The following is a 21,319-nucleotide window of genomic DNA, read 5'->3' on the forward strand; positions in this document are numbered from 1 at the left end:
GCTGAGCTTATTCCCCTTCCAAAAAGTCCCGCCATCACCTTTCGTTTGGATCAAAAATGAGGCAGAAGAAGCCGACAACGGGCCGCCGGCTCATCAACAACAGATATCTAGATGTTTGATACATTGCTACGCGTGACTGGAACGATTGCCCCGAGCTCGCGCACGACAGAGGCAAACGATCGAGATCTAAGCTTAGACTTCGCGAAAGGTGCGCTCATTGTTTTGGTGATCGTTGGGCACCTGATCCAGTATGTCATCTACCGAGACGACGGGTTTTGGTATTCGCCGTACTACAAATCGATCTATATGTTTCACATGCCACTCTTTATGGCGATAAGCGGATATCTTTCTTCTCGATCGCTGCTGCAAAAGTCGTTCACTCGAGCCGCCAGCGACCGTGCGAAGCAGCTCTTGCTGCCGATGCTGTTTTGGTGGACGTTCATGGAGACAGTTAAGCTGGCGGCATTGTGGCGCGCGACCAGCCTAACGAGCGGACTTTTGGAATTTGTAGACGATTTCGCTGGCACATACTGGTTCATCTGGGCCACGTTTGTTTCCTACCTTCTCATCAAGATTTCTACCAGGCTCAACCAGCGATCGTGGGTCATATCTGGCTTAGCCATACTGGTCGCACTCGCGCCTCTGACATTCTCCATATCACCCCTGATCAGATTCACTTACCCATTCTTCTGCTTCGGCTTCTTGCTTGCTCAATCGAGAGAACGATGGACGAGTACATCGCGACATCACAAGCCGCTCCTGATTTTATTTCTCTCGATAGTGACTTGCGTATGCTTTCTAGCTTGGGGCAAGGACACCTATGTCTACAATAATCTTGGAGTAATTCACGATTTTCGGTCGGCTAAAGACGTGCTTCTGATGTTTGTTGGCTCTGCAGCTGCCTCAGCAATCGCTATCGAAATCCTGCTGCAATGCTGGAGCGTTGGCCACTCAAATCGGATGGCCCGCTTTATCGCTGTGGAGTTGGGCCAGACCACGCTGCTGCTCTACCTGGTCCAGGGTACCGTGTTCCGTCTCATGGATTTCGTACAGTTCGGAGAACTTTGGGATCTCACGACCCGGTTGATCATCGCGGGTATGCTCGGTGCCTCGATTATTGCGATCGCGCTAACGGTGCGCTCGATTGTTCGCGGCGTTCCATATCTGTCTCAGCTCGTCCTTGGAATGCCGCCACGCTCAGGTCTCCCGCAAGCCAAACCTGCAATGAACTAGCTGTATGCATTTGATTGTTTGAGTACGGCAGGGTATTGCGATAGCATCGACTTGTGACGTGGCCGGAATAGCGTTCGAACCCAGATCCGGCGGCGACGGCGTGCCGCCGGTCGAGCCGGTGATCGGCATAAGAGCAACCCCATCGAAGCGTGTATTGCTCAGGGTTTGTATGGCACCGGCGAACTCAGCCCATTGCGTCCATCCAATCGACTGTCGTGAGATGAGCTTCGCTGTACCAGTCGTCTAGCCGCCGGGTTTCGACCCAGATCTGGCGATCGAACGTAATCCAATCACACTCGGCGAAATGTTTCTTCGAGTGCCGTACTGAATCCGAGACGTCCCAGTCTTTCGAATCTCCGTCTCGGCCCGCAGTTGCCCATGCACTACCTTGACTTGGAAGGCGTCCAGTTTACGATCAAGTCGCGCAAGCCGTCCGGAAGGCGATATGACTCCTGCGGCGCAGGGAATGCTGCGCTACGGACATCAGCTGCCCAGCGCGAGAGGCCCTCCTGCAGCAGCTGACGGCCCTCTACATAGACACGCACGAATTTGGGATGATGACTTCCTGCGAGCCCCAACACGTCGTGGAACACTAGAACTTGACCTGAGCAACTTGGACCCGCTCCGATGCCAATCGTTGGTATGCTCAGAGATTCAGTCGCCCGCGCAGCGAGCTCGGCCGGGATGCCCTCGAGGACAAGAGCAAAGCATCCGGCCTGCTGTAGCTGGTGCGCATCGTCAAGCAGACGTAGGGCATCGTCCGCGGTTCGACCTTGTAGCTTGAAGCCACCCATCGCGTTGACGCTTTGTGGCGTGAGACCAAGATGACCCATCACGGGAATTTCGCAATTCACCAAGGCTCGAATCATCTCGACACGCTTACCCCCTCCCTCAAGTTTGACGGCGTCTGCGCCACGCTGCAGGAAGCCTCCAGCGTTGCGTATCGTGTCCTCGGGACTGACATGAAAGCTGAGAAACGGCATGTCAGCTACAAGCAGGGCGCGAGGCCTTGTTCGCGCGACCGCCTCCAGGTGGTGATTCATCATCGCCATGCTGACGGGTAAAGTGTCATCAAACCCAAGGCATACGTTGCCGACGCTATCGCCGACAAGAATGACGTCGACGACAGGATCGGCGATACGTGCCGTTACCGCATCATAAGCCGTGGTCATGACAATGGTGCGCCTTTCCTCCTTGCATCGTTGCAGAACTGGAATCGTGACGCGTTCAACTGACAGCTGCGAAATGTGGCTCATGTTCGATCTGATCCGGCCCCCGTATGTCTCTGGAAATGGCCTTCCCCTTGGAAGAGCAAAAGGCATCTGTCAATCGGGAGGCCGAAAAGGCGCGTCACCGAGAACTTGGAAAGCACGAAGTTTCCAATGATTGCGCGGTCAGCAAACAAGATCTTTCAAGATGTCCTCTGCGCGGTGGTTCTGGGACTGGCCATCCAAACATTCTGCGCGTCAAAACGGCGGCCTGGAGACGACGCACGCGAGCGGCGACAGTGGATGTGCTTCTGAGGCTCCGATCTACGTGTCAAAGCCGCTGTCGGCTCCTTAAGGCGGAATGTCTATTACCTCTCGCTGCTGACAAGGATGGGCTATGGCGCTTAGAGCCGCGGCTTCGGCGGACTGCAGGCTCCGCAAACGACCGCGATCCAGGCGAGGGAGATAGGAAAGATGTACCAGCGCTCGCACGGCTGCCGCAAACTCCGGAATGCGGATGACGTGTCCAGCATCTTCGCGTCCGTAGACGCTTGATAAGACCTGCCGTCCAGGCAATCTCTTCTAATCGAAATAACGGCGGAACTTCCGCAACAGGCCGTCACCAATGGACGCATAACTTCATGACTTTGTACCAAATTCGCGCAGGCATCCACACAGTGAACACGCAACCAATGGCGATGACGCGATCGGACTCAAACCGGACGCGCAATGACACTGTGGACCGGTGCCCGGCCGGCAGCACCCACATTGCAGATGCGAGGTAACAATCATCCATTTCGTAGGCGTCTATGGCAAGGCTCTCTCAAGTCGTTCGGGAAGCCGACGACAGCTCAGAATCCTTGATCTTGCGCTGCCGCGCGCGTCTTCAAGCCAGCGCATCGGCAGCGTCACAGATGCCGGCATATATTTCGTCCAGGTCTCCTGCTGTAACACAATATGGCGGCATCACATAAATCGTATTACCGAGTGGACGCAGCAAGAGATTGCGGTCTTTAAAGAAGGCGTGAAGCCTCGGGCCGACGCCTGCGAGATAGCCGGTATCTCTCGTCTTCAGATCGAGTGCTGTGATGGTGCCGCTACGGCGAACGTTTGCAAAGCGCGGATCGGCGCGGAATCCTTCAATTGCCTGCTCTTGCATGGTTGCGACCGCAGCGATGCGCCGGTGACATTCCTGGTCTTTCCACAGATCCAGGTTAGCTTTGGCGGCGGCACAGGCCACCGGATTTGCCGTATACGAACTCGAGTGAAAGAATGTGCGCGTACGGTCTTTTGAATAATGGGCATCGAAAATCTCTGCCCGGCAGAGTGTCACCGCGAGCGGCAGCGCCCCTCCCGTGAGACCCTTCGAATAGCACGCTATATCTGGCACAACATTGGCCTGCTCACAGGCGAAGATTGTTCCGGTGCGGCCCCAGCCCGTCATGACCTCATCGGCAATGAACAGAACGTCCGACGCCTCGCAGATCCGCTTCATCTCTCTTAGCACCCAAGCTGGGTACATCAGCATTCCGCCTGCCCCTAACACCAGAGGTTCGACAATAAAGGCTGCGGGATTTTCGTTCCGACATGCTGACTCAAGCGCATCGAGCGTCGCCCGCTCACGACCGCACGCAGGGAACGGGATTGAGGTCACGTCGAACAGGAGAGGTCCGTACGCCGCGTTGAAGACACCGCGGGCACCAACTGACATCGCGCCGAACGTGTCCCCGTGATAGGAGTGCTGCATGACAACGATGCGTGTTCGCTGTTCGCCTATATTGTGCCAATAACCGAGTGCCATCTTCAAGGCGACTTCCACGCTGGCTGAGCCACTGTCCGAGTAGAACACGTGGTCCAAGCCTCGGGGTGTGAGTTTCAAAAGGAGCCGAGCGACCTCCTCGGCCGGATCATGCGTGTAGCCGGCGAAAATGATTTGGTTCAGCTTGCCGGCCTGTTCCTGAATCGCGCTCACGATCTGCGGATGGCAATGGCCGTGAGTGACGACCCACCAGGATGAGATTGCATCTATGATTCGATGATCATCCGCAGTGTAGAGATAAGCACCATCGCCACGCACAACCTTGGTCATCTCGTTGTGAAGAGCATGCTGCGTGAATGGATGCCAAATTGGCCACGTCTTGTTTGGCTTCATGGCGTGAAATCGCCGGGAATAAACGAGCCTTTGAAGACAGCCTGTAGGCTCTCTGGCGTCAAAGGAGAAATCCAGGGCAGCCGTCCTAACCAACGCACCCGCGCGATGTCACAAATTGCGCTCTCAGTCTCAGAATTTCTTTCCCCGATGAATGCGATCCCAAGAATGTCGATCTGGCGCTTTCGCAAGGCCTCTATTGAGAGCAGGGAGTGATTGATGGTCCCGAGTAGCGTGCGCGCGCAAAGCACGACGGGAAGTCGCCACCGCTCGAAGATGTCGATGTAGAGTGCACTAGAATTCAGCGGCACCATCAGCCCGCCAGCGCCTTCGATGACGAGCGGTCGCTCCCCGGTATGCGGCAGGACGAGCGAATCGGGGTCGATGCGAATTCCGTCTATTTCGGCGGCATGATGCGGGGAAGCGGGCGTTTTAAGGCGGTAACGCTCCGGAACGATCCGATCGGCCGGAAGACCGCTCAGTCGTACGACCTGCTGGCTATCGGTCTCTCCTTCAACACCGGCCTGAATTGGTTTCCAATAATTCGCGCTGAGAAGATGGGCAAGGCCTGCCGAAAAGACAGTTTTGCCGATTCCTGTATCTGTGCCGGTCACCACGATCCGCTGACTCATCGAGATCCGCCCCTCGTCTCCTCAGCGAGGGCATCGAGCATCGCACGCACCTCATCCTCTCCCACGTTGAGCGTCAGTGAAATTCGTAAACGGGCCGTGCCGGCCGGCACCGTTGGCGGTCTGATTCCTCGGATGTCAAATCCGCGAGCCTGTAGCGCGGACGCTAGCCTCATGGCGCGGGCATTCTCGCCAACGATATAGGGCAGGATCTGCGAGTTCGAAGGACTTCTCTCGCCTCGCGCAACCATCTCCCGATGCGTGAACGCGACAAGCTTCGCCAGCCGCTGTTGGCGCTCCGGCTCCTCCTGCAGGATCAACAGAGCCTCCCGTACGGCCACCGCCATTAACGGCGAAGGGGCGGTCGCGAAGATAAACGGGCGACAGCGATTGATTATGAAGTCGCGCAGCACGCCAGAGGCGGTGACAAGCGCGCCGGCAGCTCCCAGCGCCTTGCCGCAGGTATGAATAACCAGGAGATTTTCGCGTCCTTCATAGGGCGCTGTGAGCCCTCGCCCCTGCTCGCCGTAAACGCCGGTGGAATGAGCTTCGTCCACAACCAAGAACGCATCGTGCCGGTCCGCGATCGCGAGCAGGTCTTCAAGCGGTGCGAAATCGCCGTCCATGCTGTAGAGGCTCTCGACTACGATCCAGACCTGCCCCGCTCCGCCCGCGGCACGCCAGTCGCAAATTGCGCTTTCGATAACCTGCGGGTCGTTATGGGCGCTGATTCGAAACGCGGCTCGGCCAGCTCGTGCTCCTTCGTGAATGCTGGCGTGAACCAGGGAATCAAGGACGAGCAGGTCGTCCCGTTGCGGCAACGTTGTCAGCACCGCAAAATTTGCGACATAACCACCGCCGAAGAAGAGCGCGGTCTGCGCGCCGAAGAACCGCGCCGCTGCTGCTTCGAGGCATTCGTGCTCCTCGCAGTTGCCGCGCAGAAGCCGTGATCCGCCGGCTCCGATCGGAGTACCGGCTTCGAGCGCGGTGACGATGGCTTTTTTCATGCGCGGCGCGCTCGCCAGGGCCAGATAATCGTTGGATGAAAAGTCAATCCCGGTGCGCGGCCTGAGACTCCGCAGGCGGTCGTCGTCTTTAAGCGCATCTAAGCCTGCCGCATAGCTGGCAACTTTACCCGCAATGATGGAATTCATTCTTCACTCGCTGAGCAAGGATGGGCGCCGCAAAACTCCCAACTGGCCGCCAAGGACAGGGTCTTACGGCGGTTAGCTTGTTGGATTCAAACCGGCACGATGCGATTTTCTCGATCAACCAGCACAATGCGCGGCCTGAAGATTCTTGCATCCGCCTCGTCAAGTGAGGCGTATGCAACGATACTTATCTTATCTCCGGGCATCGCCAGTCGCGCCGCCGCACCGTTCACGTCTACCGTGCCGGACCCTTGTGGCGCTTCTGTCACAAACGTTGCAAAGCGTGCCCCCGTCTCGAGGTTGTAGAGTTCGACGCGTTCGTTGATCAGGATACCGGCCGCGTCCAGCAGTGCGCGATCAATCGAGATCGAGCCTTCATAGTGAAGGTCGGATTCAGTTACCGAGGCGCAATGAATCTTTCCCTTCATCAAGACAATCTGCATTTCTTACCTACGCTGATGGCTTGCGCGCAGCACGCCTATTGTTCTGATGGCTTAAGCGAGTCCAGACGTAATGCCGAGCCGGGCTAGCAAACTTGCATCACGGTCAAGTCGCGGGTTTTTGGTAGTCAGCAACACATCGCCGACAAAGATGGAATTCGCACCCGCCAAGAAGCATAGGGCTTGGAGTTCATCAGTCATGTACTGGCGCCCGGCGGCCAACCGTACGACGCTCTTGGGCATCATGATCCGCGCGGTCGCCACCAGGCGCACCAGTGCAATCGGATCGGGACGCTCCGCCGTGACCTTCACCGGCACGCCATTCACCTCGTTCCACAGGTTGATCGGTACACTTTCCGGATGGTTGGGAAGATTGGCGAGCAGTACCAGCATGCCGAGACGGTCATCGACGTGCTCACCCATGCCAATAATGCCGCCGCAGCAGACTTTGACCCCCACCTCGCGCACGCGTGTAAGAGTGTCGATCCGATCTTGCAAGGTCCGGGTAGTGATGATGCTGCGGTAGAACTCCGGCGAAGTGTCCACGTTATGATTGTAGAAGTCGAGGCCGGCGTCGGCGAGCCGTGCGGCTTGCTTTGGCGTGAGCATGCCGAGCGTTACGCACGTCTCCATGCCAACACGTTTAACGGCGGCAATCATGTCGCAGACCTGACCGAGGTCGCGGTCCTTTGGACTGCGCCACGCCGCGGCCATGCAGAAGCGACTCGCCCCGGCCGCCTTGGCGCGCTGCGCGGCGGCGACCACATCAGCGCGATCCATCAAGCGGGTCGGCTTCAGGCCAGTGTCGTAATGCACGCTCTGTGCACAGTAGGCGCAGTCTTCAGGACAGCCGCCGGTCTTGATGCTGAGCAGGCTTGCGGTTTCGACGTGGTTTGGGTCGAAATTGCCGCGATGAACGGTCTGGGCCTGAAATAGGAGCTCGGCAAACGGCTGCGCGTAAACCCCTTCCGCCTCGGCACGTTCCCAGTCGCGGCGGACCGACGCGCCGTTGCGGCCGCTATTGCCTTCGACTTCCACAGCCCCCCCAAGATTTTCGCTCGATCATACAGACGACACCGTCGTGCGTAGCTCCGCAAAGCAACACTCTTGCCCGGTATTGACGAGAAATATCGCCGAGTTGCGCGGGCATGGCGCTCATATCAGGCTAATAGCCGCCCCTCATGCAGGATTTCCTCGCAGGATCGAGGCAAGCGCAACAACGCTCCTCGACGCGCCTCACTCAGGCAACTAGCCGATGCGTACGGTAGTTGCGCCCCGTTGGAGCCTCTCCTGATACAAATGTATTTGGCCGCGGGCCGTGTATAACGGATCGACGGATCTGCTCACCTGGCCGATTCCTCGATGGTGTGGTTATGCGCGTCACATTCCGCAAAATAAACGGTAGTCCGGACCAGCCGACTCTGCGAGTGTTGCCTCCCGCCGCCTTCAGAAGCGCAGCGGGTTGGGCTCTGGGGCGCAGAGTGGTGGCCCGCGCGCCCTTGGCGGGCCTGTGGCCACCTAGGCTCGCTCGCCGCTGCGCTCGTCGCCCCTGATTGTGGTGAGCAACTCCACTGGACTCTCGATTACGTCGCCGCCGCCCGACTTGGCATATACGCGGCGAGATCCGCTAAGACGTCGCACTCATCTGTGCAAACAGAATTGCCGCTTCAGATGGCCCGAGCCCGACGATGCCCACGAAGGCTGCCGGAGGCGTCGGAATGACCTGACGGGTCGGCCTCCAGAGATGCAGGCAATAGCGACTATTGTTCACATACTGCGAATGAGGAGGATGAAGCTGCATCACGCATTCCTCTTCATCCCAAAACATATCTTTGGCGAGGCACATCTCCTCCCAGTTTGGAGATCGCCGTGGCGTCGACACAGAGACATGCTCCCATCCCGGACGGACGAGGCCGATGATCTTGAGTTGGCAGCCACAAGGCCCTTGCACGAAGAAGAGACCGGAAGGACCAGACCCCGGTGCGGTGGCGTATCGGCCCTCGCGGACGCGCCCCGCTTCGAGTCTTTCTACAGTTTGCTTCCTCATGCGTCCTCCTTCTTTTGGCCGATAGAGTTGCATCCGGAACCACTCGTGTTGTCCGACTCGTACATCGAACGGCTGGTACCCCGGCATGGGCAGCCCCAACTACTGCTGATCATCTGCACCGAACTCACTTGGATGAAGAATATCGGTTCTGTCCGCATCGTTCACCGGGGAGTTCTCTTGGGTTTGTCTTTCGACATCTGATCTCTTCAATTTTCTCGTCATTCGCGCCTTCGTTGCGAACTTGGCCTCATGCAGACAATCTGTGCAGACATCTACGATGGCTTGTCTTGGCAAGCCGTGCCCAGCAGGAGCTTCTGCTCGCCTCTTCGCCTAAACAGGTCCGCAACGTATGACGTTGAGCTAACCGTGCTTGGTGCAAGATGCCAGAATTCGACTGAAACGCCTCACAGCCAAAATGGCGGCGGAAGCCAATTCGCGTGGCATGATCCGGCGAACCGGCTACTTTGTCACCCAAACAAACGTCGCTGGCTTCAGCACATGATGCAAAGCGACGCCAATGCCTCGCCAGTTCATCGAGCGAGAGGCTTTTAATTCGACGATCTGACGATGGGCCTTCATCTCATTCCTTCTCATGTCTAGCGGTTAGCCGGCTTGCCGCCTGAGACACCGTCAATGCGTCATCTATGTGGCCGGCCACTGTGACTCAAAATGGATTCATGGTCAGAGGCTCGGACGCGCGGACCGCACTCGTTCAGCAGCCTCGCTCATTGGGCTTACCGCATGACACAGTTTCGCAGTTCAGCCCTAGCGGGCTGTGAGCTCCAACGGAGACACACCCGCGCCGCGGTCACAACGCGTGACGATCGGTGCAACCGTCCGCTCCGGTGGCGATCAGAACTGCCCGTCAATCTCATTTCTTTGCCGCCCCTCCGCGAGGCGAGCCAGTTTATCATATTCCTCAGCGACCTTGAGGAGCCTGCATCTGGATGTGTCGTCCTCGAGCGACTCCGCTTTTCTTCGCGTCGCTTCAGCACGGCCTCGCCAATGTTTGGCGTCTGAGAACAGCTTTTTTTGCGTCATGCGGAAGACGATGCAATTTTTAGATCAAGAAAATGCGACACATGCCCTACGTAAGATCCCGTAGGCTGGCTTTCGCAAAAGCACCTCATTTGCCCCGTTATCTGCCGACCGCTCTGTTAATGTCTGAGATGCGACAAGCCGCTCGCAGCAAGCGCGGCGAGGCGCGCGAAATGCGCGACTCTCGACATTTGGGCTTGAATCGTACGTAGCGTCAGATTGTAGGGTCTTCTTACAGCTGGCGAGCGTGCTTGGCCGTACAACAGCTTCCGGGCGACACAATTTTGAGTGTGTCATTTGGCGCCCAGATTGCAGAACGCCCGCGCTGTCCCGGACGCCGCAGTGAGGCCGCCTCGGCGAATCATTGCAACGTGTCGCGATGAAGCCAGGCTGCAGGAGAACCGGATGCTAAGATCGGAGCAGCATCGTCGCGTGGCGATTGCCCGATTTGATAGATTGCTCACGCAGAGGTCGCCGTCCGGAGATCGGGGCCTCGCAGCTCAGAGTGGAATGGAAGTTGGAGGCCATACTCATCTTACGTAGCCGTGATGCGGCCGCGGCGAACCTGCAATAGCTTGCTCACGCCGAAACAGGTAGCTGTAGGCATACACGGTTGCCAGCATTCTCGCCAGAGATGCGTGGTCGCTCATGCCGGAGCCCCCTTCGGGTGCCCGGATTGCCTCCGTCGCCGCCTCCATCATGTTTTTCGTATCCAAAGACCGGCAACACGGCCTCCGGAGTAGCAATGACTTCTGCAGCTTTGGCTACCAAGCAGTCGTTCAACTGAAGGCCATGGAGCGCGCGAGGTCAGACCACAAGGAAATCTCGATCTATGCTCTGCCCGAAATGTCACACAGATAACTGGTGCGAGGTTGCAATGCACGATCCCTGGAGCGGCCGACCAGTGATCAACTGCAATACTTGCGGTGAGTATGCCGAGTACGATTGCCTCCAGCGCAAAACAGCGCACGCGATCATCGCAGCTACCTTGGCCTGTAACGTTAGCATAGAGGACGAGCGCGATCCGCGGGCGGTTGCTGACAGGATTTTGGATGCGCTGGAGAATGCCGGCCTAACAATCGCTCGCGCCTCAAGATGAATGGGAGGAACGTCGATCGGCGCCGCTACGAGGCCCCGCCCGCCCATCAGAGAGCATGACCAACTGCGCCGCTCGTTCCAACAGCCATTTGATTGCCTGCAAAACCGCCGTCTTTCCCCCGGCCGATCTGGAATTGCAGTCGCCATAGCAACTCTTTGATACCAACAACGATTGTAGCAAACGCGCCAATCTGGACCCAAGTGCGATGCTCTCAACGGGACCAGGACTGAGTACCGCTTAGGCGCGGGCTTCCAACGTATGAAGCCCGGCAAATCTTCCCACAAGTATCGAACCCGCGATGATCAACCCGGTGTGGCCTGCACCTGACGGCGCCTTTCGAGGTCCATAGTTCAAAGTTATCTAGAACGGCGAAGTCACTGTTGGGTGCCTTGACGGGAGTTTGGCTCATTGACCAGACTAACGCGCTGCCGATTGATCTCGTTTCCTATTCTGCTCAGCCGCCGCGGCACCGACAAGTCCCGGGAAGCAGCCCCATTATGATGGTGACAGCGGGAGAGCTCGGCTGGATAGCCAAAGCCAATTCGCGCAGATTCGAGAGAGCATTCTAGCCATGGACGATTGATTCAGGCGCCGAGGCAGCTCCTATCCACACATTTCAAGTAAACTTGAGGGATTCGCTTGGTCACTCGTGGCCAGCGACGAGCAGCCTCACAGCTGGGCGTAGCTATGCGCGCACTCGAGCTGCGCGTTCCGCAGACGACGAATACCGAAAGCCAACTGCCTTGGTGAAGCGCCTCCCGCCCTCCTCGCCTTGCGGCTGGCTCCTGGCGAACGAATACGAGTTCGACATATTCACGCGATAAGCCCGCAGGGGGGATTGAACCGTACGTTGCGTCAGATTGTAGAGTGCCCAGCTAGGGAGCACCAATGTTCGGTCGCTTCAGAATTCCTGTGCTAAAGCGGAGCAGGACGATCGCTTGCGATGAGAGGTCTTCTGCCAAAGCGGCTGAGGATCGCGCTCACTGCGAAGAACGCTGTTTCTGTCCTGTCCACGCAGATCGCCGAGCCGTATGAAGACAAGATCGCCCGCATGTAAGAAGGACCAATCCAACTTTGGAGGCTTCGAAATACGTTTGCGGGCAAAACCAGCCGCCGCGAGATTGATGCGGTATCCCGGAGCGGTCATGTGAGAGGACCCGATGGATCCAACAGGGTCTTGCTCGTCGATCACTGTGAGGGCCAATGCCGGGCCATTGTTGGCTTTAAGAATGGCGATCCTGGAACCGCGTATATGTGCGGCGAACCCGTTGTGACCGGACCTTGCCAAAAGCTGTCATCATGGTGCGCTTATCACCATTCCCGAATGCACGTCATGCCATGGTCGGACGGACGCAGCGTCGTTGACGGAAAGCAGACTAGATGACCAACAGTAATCCGAGACGAGCGCGCGCAATTGCTAGGCATGGGCAGCGGTCAACGCGGCGGCAAGAGAGCTGCCGATAGATCCGCGAGCTGGATCTGCTCGACGTTCAGGCCTGACGATTGCCCCAGGGCCGAACGCCTATCCATGCAATGAGGCCCATCAAGACCTGACGAACGAGTATTGAGAAGCTCATGTGAGCGCGTTGGAACAGAAATGATGTGGAAGTTTAGACCCGCGAGCGACTGAAGATTGATCTCGGCACCTTGATTGAGCGCAACGCCGCGTTCGAACCCGATAAGCCGGCGATCCATTTCGAGGACGCGCCTCTAAAGCTTACGCTGCTTGCGGCGCATTCGAGCGGGGGGCACGTGGTTTAAAGGCCCGGGTCGACCGCTCCACGAGAAGCTCATCCGACTTCTTTCTGCCGAGGCGCTGCAAATCAAATGTGATAATTGAGGTAGAACACAGTTGATCCGTCAGCTCAGGCTGGTCCCCAGAAAGCTTGCTCAAGAATCGGGACTTTGCCGCGGGCATCGATAAGAGAAGGGGCGCTCGGGACCAGCAAACCGCCAGTTTCAATGGTACCGGCATGTGCTCCAGGCGGCTTGTTCACGCACGTGCGGGCTTTGCCTGGTCATAGTACCGCCGGTCCAAAGACATGCTTGCGAGCGCGGAAAAACCCCCGGCGGAATGGTCGCCGAACCGAGCACTGACCTTCTGAGCCATATCGTCCGCGCGCTAGAGCGTTTTCCACATTCTGTGAATCGAGGGGATTCCCCTCGGGCTGCGAATAAGATTCGATAGCCTTCCCAAGCTGAGGAGGCTGCGATGGGATATTCGAACGATCTGCGAGTTCGAGTGATCCAGGTAGTTGAGGGCGGTGCGGCGGCGCGGGCTGCTGCCCGCCAATTTGTTATTGGAGATTCGACGGCGATCCGCTGGGCCAAACGCTGGCGGGAGACCGGAAGCTTTGAAGCCAAAACCAACAAGGGCCAGAGCCGTTCTCCGCTGAGGAAGCACGAGGAGTGGTTACTTGGGTTGGTGAAGCAGGAACCCGACCTGACACTGGAGGAGATCCAGCGCCGTCTACTGGCGGAGCATCAACATAAGGCTGGGCTTGGTTCGGTCTGGCGGTTCTTCGACCGCCACGGAATCAGCTTCAAAAAAACGCCTGCGCGCGGCGGAGCAGGATCGGCCTGACGTCGCCGCAGCGCGGACGGCATGGGCTGAAAATCAACCCAAGCTTGATCCCGATCGCCTGGTCTTCATCGACGAAACCGGCACCTCAACCAACATGGTGCGACTGCGCGGTCGGGCGCCGCGCGGCGAGCGGCTGGTCAGTAAAGTCCCACATGGCCACTGGAAAACCACGACCTTTGTCGCGGGGCTGCGCACAAACGCGCTCACCGCCCCGTGCGTCATCGACGGCCCAATGAACGGCGATGCTTTCCTCGCCTATGTCGAGCAAATCCTGGTGCCGACCCTCAAACCAGGCGACATTGTCGTGATGGACAATCTAAGCTCCCACAAGCTGCCCGCGATACGCAAAGCGATCGAGGCCGCCGGCGCAAGCCTGCTCTATCTGCCGCCCTATTCGCCGGACTTCAATCCGATCGAACAGCTTTTTGCCAAACTCAAAGCCGCGCTACGAAAGGCCGCAGAACGATCTGTGGAGCGCCTCTGGAACAGAATTGCCATTCTGCTCAACATTTTTCCGCCAGGCGAATGCGCCAACTACTTCCGCAATTCCGGATATGCTTCGCATTAAGTGGAAAATGCTCTAGACGCACCATTGTTGTTGATTCCGTGGCCACTCGCGAGCAATGAACCGCCAGATGCTTTTCGCTACTGAATTCGTCGTCCGGAGCACATGGCGACACTGATCGTCGCGATAATCCCCTTGAGGTCCCATATAGCACCGGCCTCATTCATGCAGCGTTTTTCTGTGAACTCAAACAGCACAGAGTCAATATGCGCGCCTTCACTTTTGCTTGCCAGATCACCAACATGATTGTCCAGGGATGATAAGTACTGCGCGACAGAGAACGAATTTCAATGCTTTGTTTGCCCGGCTTGCTCGCGGTTGCACTGGATGAACAGCAAGACTGGAAAACTCTTAGGCAAGGACACGAAATGAGGGAAACTCGCTGGCTCAACGCGCGAGTTGACCACGCAGGGACTGTGGAACGCTTCTCGGCCAAACGGGTCTGCTTACCTCCCATCTGCGCCGCAATTTCATTAGTCGCACCCACCCAATAGAGAAACGCCTGACGAAGGCTGAACGAAATCTTCCGGACTACAAACTTTCGTATAGTCCTTCAAAACCCTTTCGATGTGGAAGGTTACCTCCGTACAGTTGAGCGATTGATGCAATGCCTATACAGAGTCCAGAACTCGGCAGTTCGAGAGCGTGACGCTTCCGCATTCGAAGAGGCCAGACGCGATTGACGTCGTCGATCGGGGACCGACATTAGCCTGCGCAGAGCAACGATTTGTCAAACCAAGAGAGCAAGCGGCGGGTCGCTCTGATCACCGGCGTGACGGGCCAGGACGGCGCCTACCTCGCCGAGCACCTGCTGGCGCTCGGCTATGTCGTGCACGGCATCAAGCGGCGCTCGTCCTCGTTCAACACCGCACGCGTGGACCATCTCTACCAGGACCCGCATGTCGGCGACGTGCCGTTCCTGATGCATTACGGCGACATGACGGATTCGACCAATCTGATCCGCCTGGTGCAGCAGATCCGGCCGACCGAGATCTACAATCTCGCAGCCCAGAGCCACGTCGCCGTCAGTTTCGAGAGCCCGGAATACACCGCCAATGCCGATGGGATCGGCGTACTGCGGCTGCTCGAGGCGATCCGCATCCTCGGCATGGAGAAGGAGACCCGGTTCTACCAGGCCTCGACCTCCGAGCTCTACGGCCTCGTCCAGGAGATCCCGCAGAAGGAGACCACGCCGTTCTATCCGCGTTCACCCTACGGCGTGGCGAAGCTCTACGGCTACTGGATCACGGTGAACTACCGCGAAGCCTACGGCATGTTCGCCAGTAACGGCATCCTGTTCAACCATGAGAGCCCGATCCGCGGCGAGACCTTCGTCACCCGCAAGGTCACGCGCGGCGTTGCGCGTATCGAGGTCGGGCTCGAACAGACGCTCTATCTCGGCAATCTCTCGGCCAAGCGCGACTGGGGCCATGCCAGGGATTATGTCGAGGGCATGCACATGATCCTCCAGGCCGACAAGCCCGACGATTTCGTGCTGGCGACCGGTGAGATGCGCTCGGTGCGCGAGATGGTCGAGCTGTCCTTTGCGCAGATTGGCCGCCGCATCGAATGGCGCGGCGCCGGCGTCGCCGAGACCGGCATCGATGCCAAGAGCGGCAAGACGGTGGTGAAGATCGACCCGACCTATTTCCGTCCGACTGAAGTCGATCTCCTCGTCGGCGACGCCAGCAAGGCGCAACAGCTGCTCGGCTGGAAGCCGAAGCGCAGCTTTGCCCAGCTCGTCGAGGAGATGATGGCAAGCGATCTGGCGGAAGCAAAACGGGAGGCGGCCCATGGCAAACGCACCGTTTGAGCTGAAGGGCAAAAGCGTCTACGTCGCAGGTCATCGCGGCATGGTCGGCAGCGCGCTGGTGCGCCGGCTCGCGCGGGAAGACGTGCAGCTCGTCACGGTCGACCGGCGCGAGATCGATCTCTGCAACCAGGCAGCCGTGTTCGACTGGTTCGCGAAAACGCGGCCGCAAGTGATCTTCCTCGCCGCCGCAAAAGTCGGCGGCATCGTTGCCAACAACACGCTGCGCGCCGAGTTCATCTACGACAACATCGCGATTGCCGTGAACGTGATCCAGGCCGCGGCATCAAAACGGTGCCGAAAAGCTGATGTTTTTGGGCTCGTCCTGCATCTATCCGAAGCTGGCCGCACAGCCGCTGCGCGAGGATTCGGTGCTATCAGGCCCGCTCGAGCCGACCAACGAGCCCTATGCGATCGCCAAGATCGCCGGCATCAAGATGGCGGAAGCCTATCGCAGCCAGTATGGCAGCGACTTCATCAGCGTGATGCCGACCAATCTCTATGGCCGCGGCGACAATTATCATCCCGAACTGAGCCATGTCGTTGCCGCGCTGATCGCCGCTTCCACGAGGCGAAGGTCGCGGGCGCAAGGAGTGTCGCCGTGTGGGGCACCGGCACGCCACGGCGCGAGTTCCTTTATGTTGACGACATGGCGGATGCCTGCGTGCACCTGATGAAGAGCTATTCGGGACCGGAGCTGATCAATATCGGCACAGGCGAGGACATCACCATCGCCGAGTTCGCCCGAGTCGTCGCCGAGGTCGTCGGCTACAGCGGCGAGATCGCCTTCGACACCTCGCGCCCCGACGGCACGCCGCGCAAGCTGCTCGACGTCAGCCATCTCGCAAGCCTCGGCTGGCGCGCGAGGACATGGCTTGTAGATGGAATGCGGCAGACCTACCAGGCCTTCTTGGCGGTATCGGGTACATCGGACAAAACGAGAGACTCATGCAGCTGCTAACTGCTGAGGGCGCTCATTGTGCGATTGCCAGAAAGTTGCTTTAGGATCTTCCAACGAATTCGACAGGACTCCACGTGTTGCTTGGAGCTCGCGCACCTCCGGGTGCCGCGTGCCCGATGGAGGGCAGGCACGGCTAGACTGGCCGATAACTATAGCGAGCGAATTGGTCAGGCGCGCCTTGCGGGACGCTCTGTTTTGAACTTGAGGTAAACTGATTAAATGTGCGGAATTGTCGGCATCTTGGGGCGCGGTCCGGTCGCGGATCGTCTCATCGATTCACTGAAGCGACTGGAATATCGCGGCTATGACTCAGCGGGCATTGGAACGCTCAAAGGAAACCATATCGAGCTTCGACGCGCCGAGGGCAAGCTGAGGAACCTTGAGACACGCGTTCGCTGCCATCCGCTCTCAGGCCATGTCGGGATTGGGCACACGCGCTGGGCTACTCATGGCAAGCCGACGGAGCACAATGCTCATCCGCATGCAACGGACAATGTTGCAGTCGTCCATAACGGCATAATCGAGAATTTCCGCGAGCTGCGAGCGGAGCTAAAACAGCATGGCGCCTGTTTCGCCTCTGAAACAGACACCGAGGTGGTGACGCATCTCATCGACTTTTATCTGAAAGATGGCTGCTCGCCGCAGGAGGCAGTAAAAGCGTCGCTGCCGCGGCTAGTCGGCGCGTTTGCGCTTGCAATCCTGTTCAAGGGTCAACACGACCTCATGATCGGTGCGCGCAAGGGCTCACCGCTCGCGATCGGGCATGGCGAAGGCGAAATGTATCTCGGATCGGATGCTATCGCGCTCGCGCCCCTTACCGGCTTGATCACCTACCTTGAGGACGGCGATTGGGCTGTGCTCAACCGCAACTTCAGCGTGGTCTACGACGCACAAGGCACAATTGTCCGCCGGGAGGTGATGAAATCTGGCGCGTCGTCGGTTCTCGTCGAGAAAGCAAACTACCGCCACTTCATGGCGAAGGAAATCCACGAACAGCCAGAGGTGATCGGGCAGACGCTGGCGCATTACGTCGATATCGCCACCGAGAGCGTGGCACTGCCGCAGGAGCTTCCGTTCGACTTCAACGAGATCGGACATATCTCGATCACGGCTTGCGGTACGGCAGGTTACGCCGGCCATATCGCCAAATACTGGTTCGAGCGGCTGGCTCGTATTCCGGTCGAGCTCGATGTCGCCTCCGAATTTCGCTATCGTGAGGCGCCGATGCGCAAGGGAGATCTTGCTATCTTCATCTCGCAGTCCGGCGAGACGGCCGATACGCTGGCCGCGCTCCGCTATGCCAAATCGCAAGGCCTGCATACCCTCTCGATCGTGAACGTACTGAGTTCGACCATTGCGCGCGAAAGCCGGACAGTGTTGCAGACACTCGCCGGACCTGAAATCGGCGTTGCCTCGACCAAGGCGTTCACATGCCAGCTGGTCGTCCTGGCGGCGCTTGCGGTCGCTGCTGGCAAGGCGCGCGGTGAATTGCCGGAGAGCGACGAGGTCGATCTCGTGCGAGCGCTGATCGAAATTCCGCGGCTAGTTACAGCGGCGCTTGCCAGCGAGCTGCAGATCGAGAAACTCGCACGCGACATCGCCAAATCGCGTGACGTGCTATATCTTGGTCGCGGCACGTCGTTTCCACTGGCCCTGGAGGGGGCACTGAAGCTGAAGGAGATCTCCTATATTCACGCCGAGGGCTATGCGGCCGGAGAGCTCAAGCACGGCCCGATCGCCTTGATCGACGAGAGCGTTCCCGTAATCGTCATTGCTCCCTGCGACCGGGTGTTCGAAAAGACCATCTCGAACATGCAGGAGGTCGCCGCACGCGGCGGCAAGATTATCTTGATAACGGACGCTCGGGGAGCCGCAGAGGTATCCATGGATTCACTCGCGACGATTGTGCTGCCGGAGATGGGCACGACATTTACGTCGATTGTCTATGCGATTCCGGTGCAGCTTCTGGCCTACCACACGGCCATCCTGATGGGCACGGACGTCGACCAACCCCGAAATCTCGCGAAATCGGTAACCGTCGAATAAGGCAAGGTGACGCGACCTGGAATTGTCGTGGTCAGATTCCGAATGCGCACAAGCCTCGGTCAGATCGAATTACGATGTGCCGCCCGGCTCCTGGCCCGATGCCACCGCATGGTTTGTGCCGGTTCATAGCCCTTACGGAGGCTGAAACTCATGTGCAAAATCTACGGCCAATCAGGTTGCGAGGCTGGCATGGCGTTGCCTCCGGCAAGCAAGGAGTCGCGTATGGCTTATCACGGCATTCCGATTGCTTGGACCTGGTCATAATTCGTGACGAACATCCAGGTTTTTCATACGGCGTGGAAGCCAGATGAACCTGTTCGATTGATCCAAACGAATGCCCGTTATCGCTGAGGAGGCCCGCTATGTTCCTCCCCCTCAGCGCGGGTTTTGGACCGCATTCGGACCGCAGCGCCCCTGAAGTACGAGGCGCGCCTCGCTTCGAAGGACAACGTGGCACTTGCCGAGCATGGCGATCGGCGCTATCGGACGGGCTCGATCGCCAGCACGCTTACCAAATCTTTTCCGTCAAACCTCAGGTTAACTTGAGCAATATCGAGGCCAAATCGCTGGACATCGTGTGAGATGCTAACGCACCTCGGCCCCAATCGCAGGCTCGCGAGCTGTTCTAGCACGACAATCTCACGGAGCTCTTCCCTGCCGCTCGTATGCCATGCATCTCGCCCTTCCTTTTCATTGCATGTCGGTGCGCTCAATGAGAAATTCGGCCACGCCACAGACAACAACCTTGTCACCGAGAATTGCCCGAGGTTTCAGTAGCTTGACAGTCACTCCAGCGGCGCGAGCGGAATAACGCCCGAAAAACTGTGCGAGTTTGCGGCAATTGCCGAAAATATGCCGGAAACGTCAGGCGCTTACGGGTTGGTCGATAGCGCCCTGATGGCAGATTCGCGGCCATGAAACTGCACTCGGCTGGCGTGAGATTTTCTCCGGAACCGGCCATTTCAAACCGAGAGGAAACTCGCCATGTCACCAGCGTCCATCGCGCATGCGTCAAATGCCAAATCGCGCATTGGCGCCATCTTACGTGCGACGAGCGGCAACTTCCTCGAGCAGTTCGACTTCTTCTTGTTCGGGTTCTACGCCAGTGCCATCGGAAACGCGTTCTTTCCATCAGGAAGCGAAACCGCTTCACTGCTTAACACCTTCGGTGTGTTCTGGCTGGGGGCCTTGATGCGACCTGTTGGCGCGATTGTGCTTGGAGCCTATATTGACCAGATTGGCCGTCGGCAAGGCCTGATCATCACGCTTTCGATCATGGCTATTGGCACCGTCATCATCGCCTTTTGTCCCGGCTATGCAACAATCGGCATTGCCGCACCCGCCATCGTGCTGTTCGGACGGCTGTTGCAAGGCTTTTCTGCCGGCGTTGAGGTTGGCGGCGTTTCCGTCTACCTCTCCGAGATTGCCACTCCGGGCAACCGCGGCTTTTACACATCGTTTCAGTCCTCGAGCCAGCAGGTTGCGATCTTTGTCGCGGCTCTTATCGGATATTTTTTGAGCGAAGCACTTCCGGCCGAAATGGTTGCCGCCTGGGGCTGGCGGATCCCATTCTTCCTTGGCTGCTTGATCGTTCCGCTTATCTTCTTCCTGCGCCGGACGCTGGAGGAAACTCCGGAGTTTCTGGTCATGAAGACCCACCCAACGGCCCGCGAAGTCTTTGCCTCCACAGTTGCGAACTGGCGCATTGTCATTCTCGGCATGATGATCGCGATGCTGACGACCACGACCTTCTATTTCGTCACAGTGTACACGCCTACGTTCGGCAAGCACGTATTGCAGCTGTCCTCGCAGAACACGCTCTTGGTGACGCTTTTGGTCGCCGTGACGAACTTCATCTGGAACCCAATTGGCGGCGCGATTTCTGACAGAATCGGTCGGAAGCCGGTCTTGCTGACCATTGCCGGCCTTGCCTTGGTGACTGTATATCCGGCGTTGTCTTGGCTTGTGACCGACCCAAGCTTTGGCAAGATGCTGGTAGTGGAGATGATGTTCTCGTTCTACTTTGGCACCTATAGCGGCGCCATGTTGGGCGCTCTGGTCGAAATCGTGCCGAAGCACGTTCGCACAACCTGCTTTTCTTTGGCCTTCGCACTCGCCGCAGCTCTCTTTGGCACCTTTACGCCGCTCGCATCGACTTGGCTGATTGATCGAACCGACGACAAGGCTTCACCGGGTTTCTGGTTGATGTTTGCAGCTTTGCTCGGCATTATCGCCGCACTCACGATTTATCCAGGAAACACCAAGAGAGTTGCGAAGCTGTCGCGACCCGAGCGGTCTAACCGGGCCGTAAGCGCGCAATTTACCACGCATTAGCAGCGCGCCCACGGGGACCTTCACG

The 21,319-nt window shown here is 58.1% G+C and carries 13 protein-coding genes and 1 pseudogene; 6 read left to right on the plus strand and 8 right to left on the minus strand.

Annotated elements, in window-relative coordinates:
• The first annotated feature begins 111 nt into the window (after positions 1–111).
• Positions 112–1,233: a nodulation factor fucose acetyltransferase NolL gene (nolL, locus tag IVB18_RS40600; RefSeq protein ID WP_247985802.1), complete on the plus strand. Its 1,122-nt coding sequence runs from the start codon at positions 112–114 to the stop codon at positions 1,231–1,233.
• Between the two features lie 383 nt (positions 1,234–1,616).
• On the opposite strand, the gene panB is transcribed toward nolL, so the two are convergent.
• The 8 genes from panB to IVB18_RS40640 form a co-directional block, all read right to left on the minus strand.
• Entirely contained in the window at positions 1,617–2,489 is an 873-nt protein-coding gene (gene panB / locus IVB18_RS40605) for a 3-methyl-2-oxobutanoate hydroxymethyltransferase (protein WP_247985803.1), read from the minus strand.
• Between the two features lie 838 nt (positions 2,490–3,327).
• Entirely contained in the window at positions 3,328–4,593 is a 1,266-nt protein-coding gene (locus tag IVB18_RS40610) for an adenosylmethionine--8-amino-7-oxononanoate transaminase (RefSeq protein ID WP_247985804.1), read from the minus strand.
• The gene (gene bioD / locus IVB18_RS40615; protein ID WP_247985805.1) at positions 4,590–5,222 is read right to left on the minus strand and encodes a dethiobiotin synthase; all 633 of its coding nucleotides are present in this window, start codon (positions 5,220–5,222) and stop codon (positions 4,590–4,592) included. The genes IVB18_RS40610 and bioD overlap by 4 nt, the downstream gene beginning before the upstream one ends.
• Positions 5,219–6,373: an 8-amino-7-oxononanoate synthase gene (locus tag IVB18_RS40620; protein ID WP_247985806.1), complete on the minus strand. Its 1,155-nt coding sequence runs from the start codon at positions 6,371–6,373 to the stop codon at positions 5,219–5,221. Before IVB18_RS40620 ends, bioD begins: the two co-directional genes overlap by 4 nt.
• A gap of 86 nt (positions 6,374–6,459) precedes the next feature.
• The gene (gene panD / locus IVB18_RS40625; RefSeq protein ID WP_247985807.1) at positions 6,460–6,813 is read right to left on the minus strand and encodes an aspartate 1-decarboxylase; all 354 of its coding nucleotides are present in this window, start codon (positions 6,811–6,813) and stop codon (positions 6,460–6,462) included.
• A gap of 51 nt (positions 6,814–6,864) precedes the next feature.
• Entirely contained in the window at positions 6,865–7,848 is a 984-nt protein-coding gene (bioB, locus tag IVB18_RS40630) for a biotin synthase BioB (RefSeq protein ID WP_247985808.1), read from the minus strand.
• A 589-nt stretch (positions 7,849–8,437) separates the two neighbouring features.
• Entirely contained in the window at positions 8,438–8,857 is a 420-nt protein-coding gene (locus IVB18_RS40635; protein ID WP_247985809.1) for a hypothetical protein, read from the minus strand.
• Between the two features lie 3,038 nt (positions 8,858–11,895).
• The gene (locus IVB18_RS40640; RefSeq protein ID WP_247985810.1) at positions 11,896–12,141 is read right to left on the minus strand and encodes a hypothetical protein; all 246 of its coding nucleotides are present in this window, start codon (positions 12,139–12,141) and stop codon (positions 11,896–11,898) included.
• 1,065 nt (positions 12,142–13,206) lie between these two features.
• On the opposite strand from IVB18_RS40640, the gene IVB18_RS40645 reads away from it, so the two are divergent.
• The 5 genes and pseudogenes from IVB18_RS40645 to IVB18_RS40665 all read left to right on the plus strand — a co-directional run bounded on the left by IVB18_RS40645 (position 13,207) and on the right by IVB18_RS40665 (position 21,294).
• Positions 13,207–14,146 (plus strand): IS630 family transposase gene (locus tag IVB18_RS40645; protein WP_247985811.1). Its coding sequence is split into 2 segments (ribosomal slippage): positions 13,207–13,556 and positions 13,555–14,146, totalling 942 coding nucleotides; the frame shifts between segments, so codons are not numbered across the junction.
• Positions 14,147–14,870: 724 nt separating this feature from the next.
• Positions 14,871–15,956 (plus strand): GDP-mannose 4,6-dehydratase, encoded by a 1,086-nt coding sequence (gene gmd / locus IVB18_RS40650; RefSeq protein ID WP_247985812.1) that lies wholly within the window; start codon positions 14,871–14,873, stop codon positions 15,954–15,956.
• A pseudogene (locus IVB18_RS40655) lies at positions 15,937–16,914 on the plus strand (GDP-L-fucose synthase). Before gmd ends, IVB18_RS40655 begins: the two are co-directional and overlap by 20 nt.
• Before the next feature lie 219 nt (positions 16,915–17,133).
• Positions 17,134–18,960, plus strand: coding sequence for a glutamine--fructose-6-phosphate transaminase (isomerizing) (gene glmS / locus IVB18_RS40660; RefSeq protein ID WP_247985813.1), 1,827 nt, complete (start codon positions 17,134–17,136; stop codon positions 18,958–18,960).
• A gap of 984 nt (positions 18,961–19,944) precedes the next feature.
• Positions 19,945–21,294, plus strand: coding sequence for an MFS transporter (locus IVB18_RS40665; protein ID WP_247520334.1), 1,350 nt, complete (start codon positions 19,945–19,947; stop codon positions 21,292–21,294).
• Positions 21,295–21,319 lie beyond the last annotated feature (25 nt).

This window comes from Bradyrhizobium sp. 186, from assembly GCF_023101685.1.
In the GTDB taxonomy this organism is placed as follows: domain Bacteria; phylum Pseudomonadota; class Alphaproteobacteria; order Rhizobiales; family Xanthobacteraceae; genus Bradyrhizobium.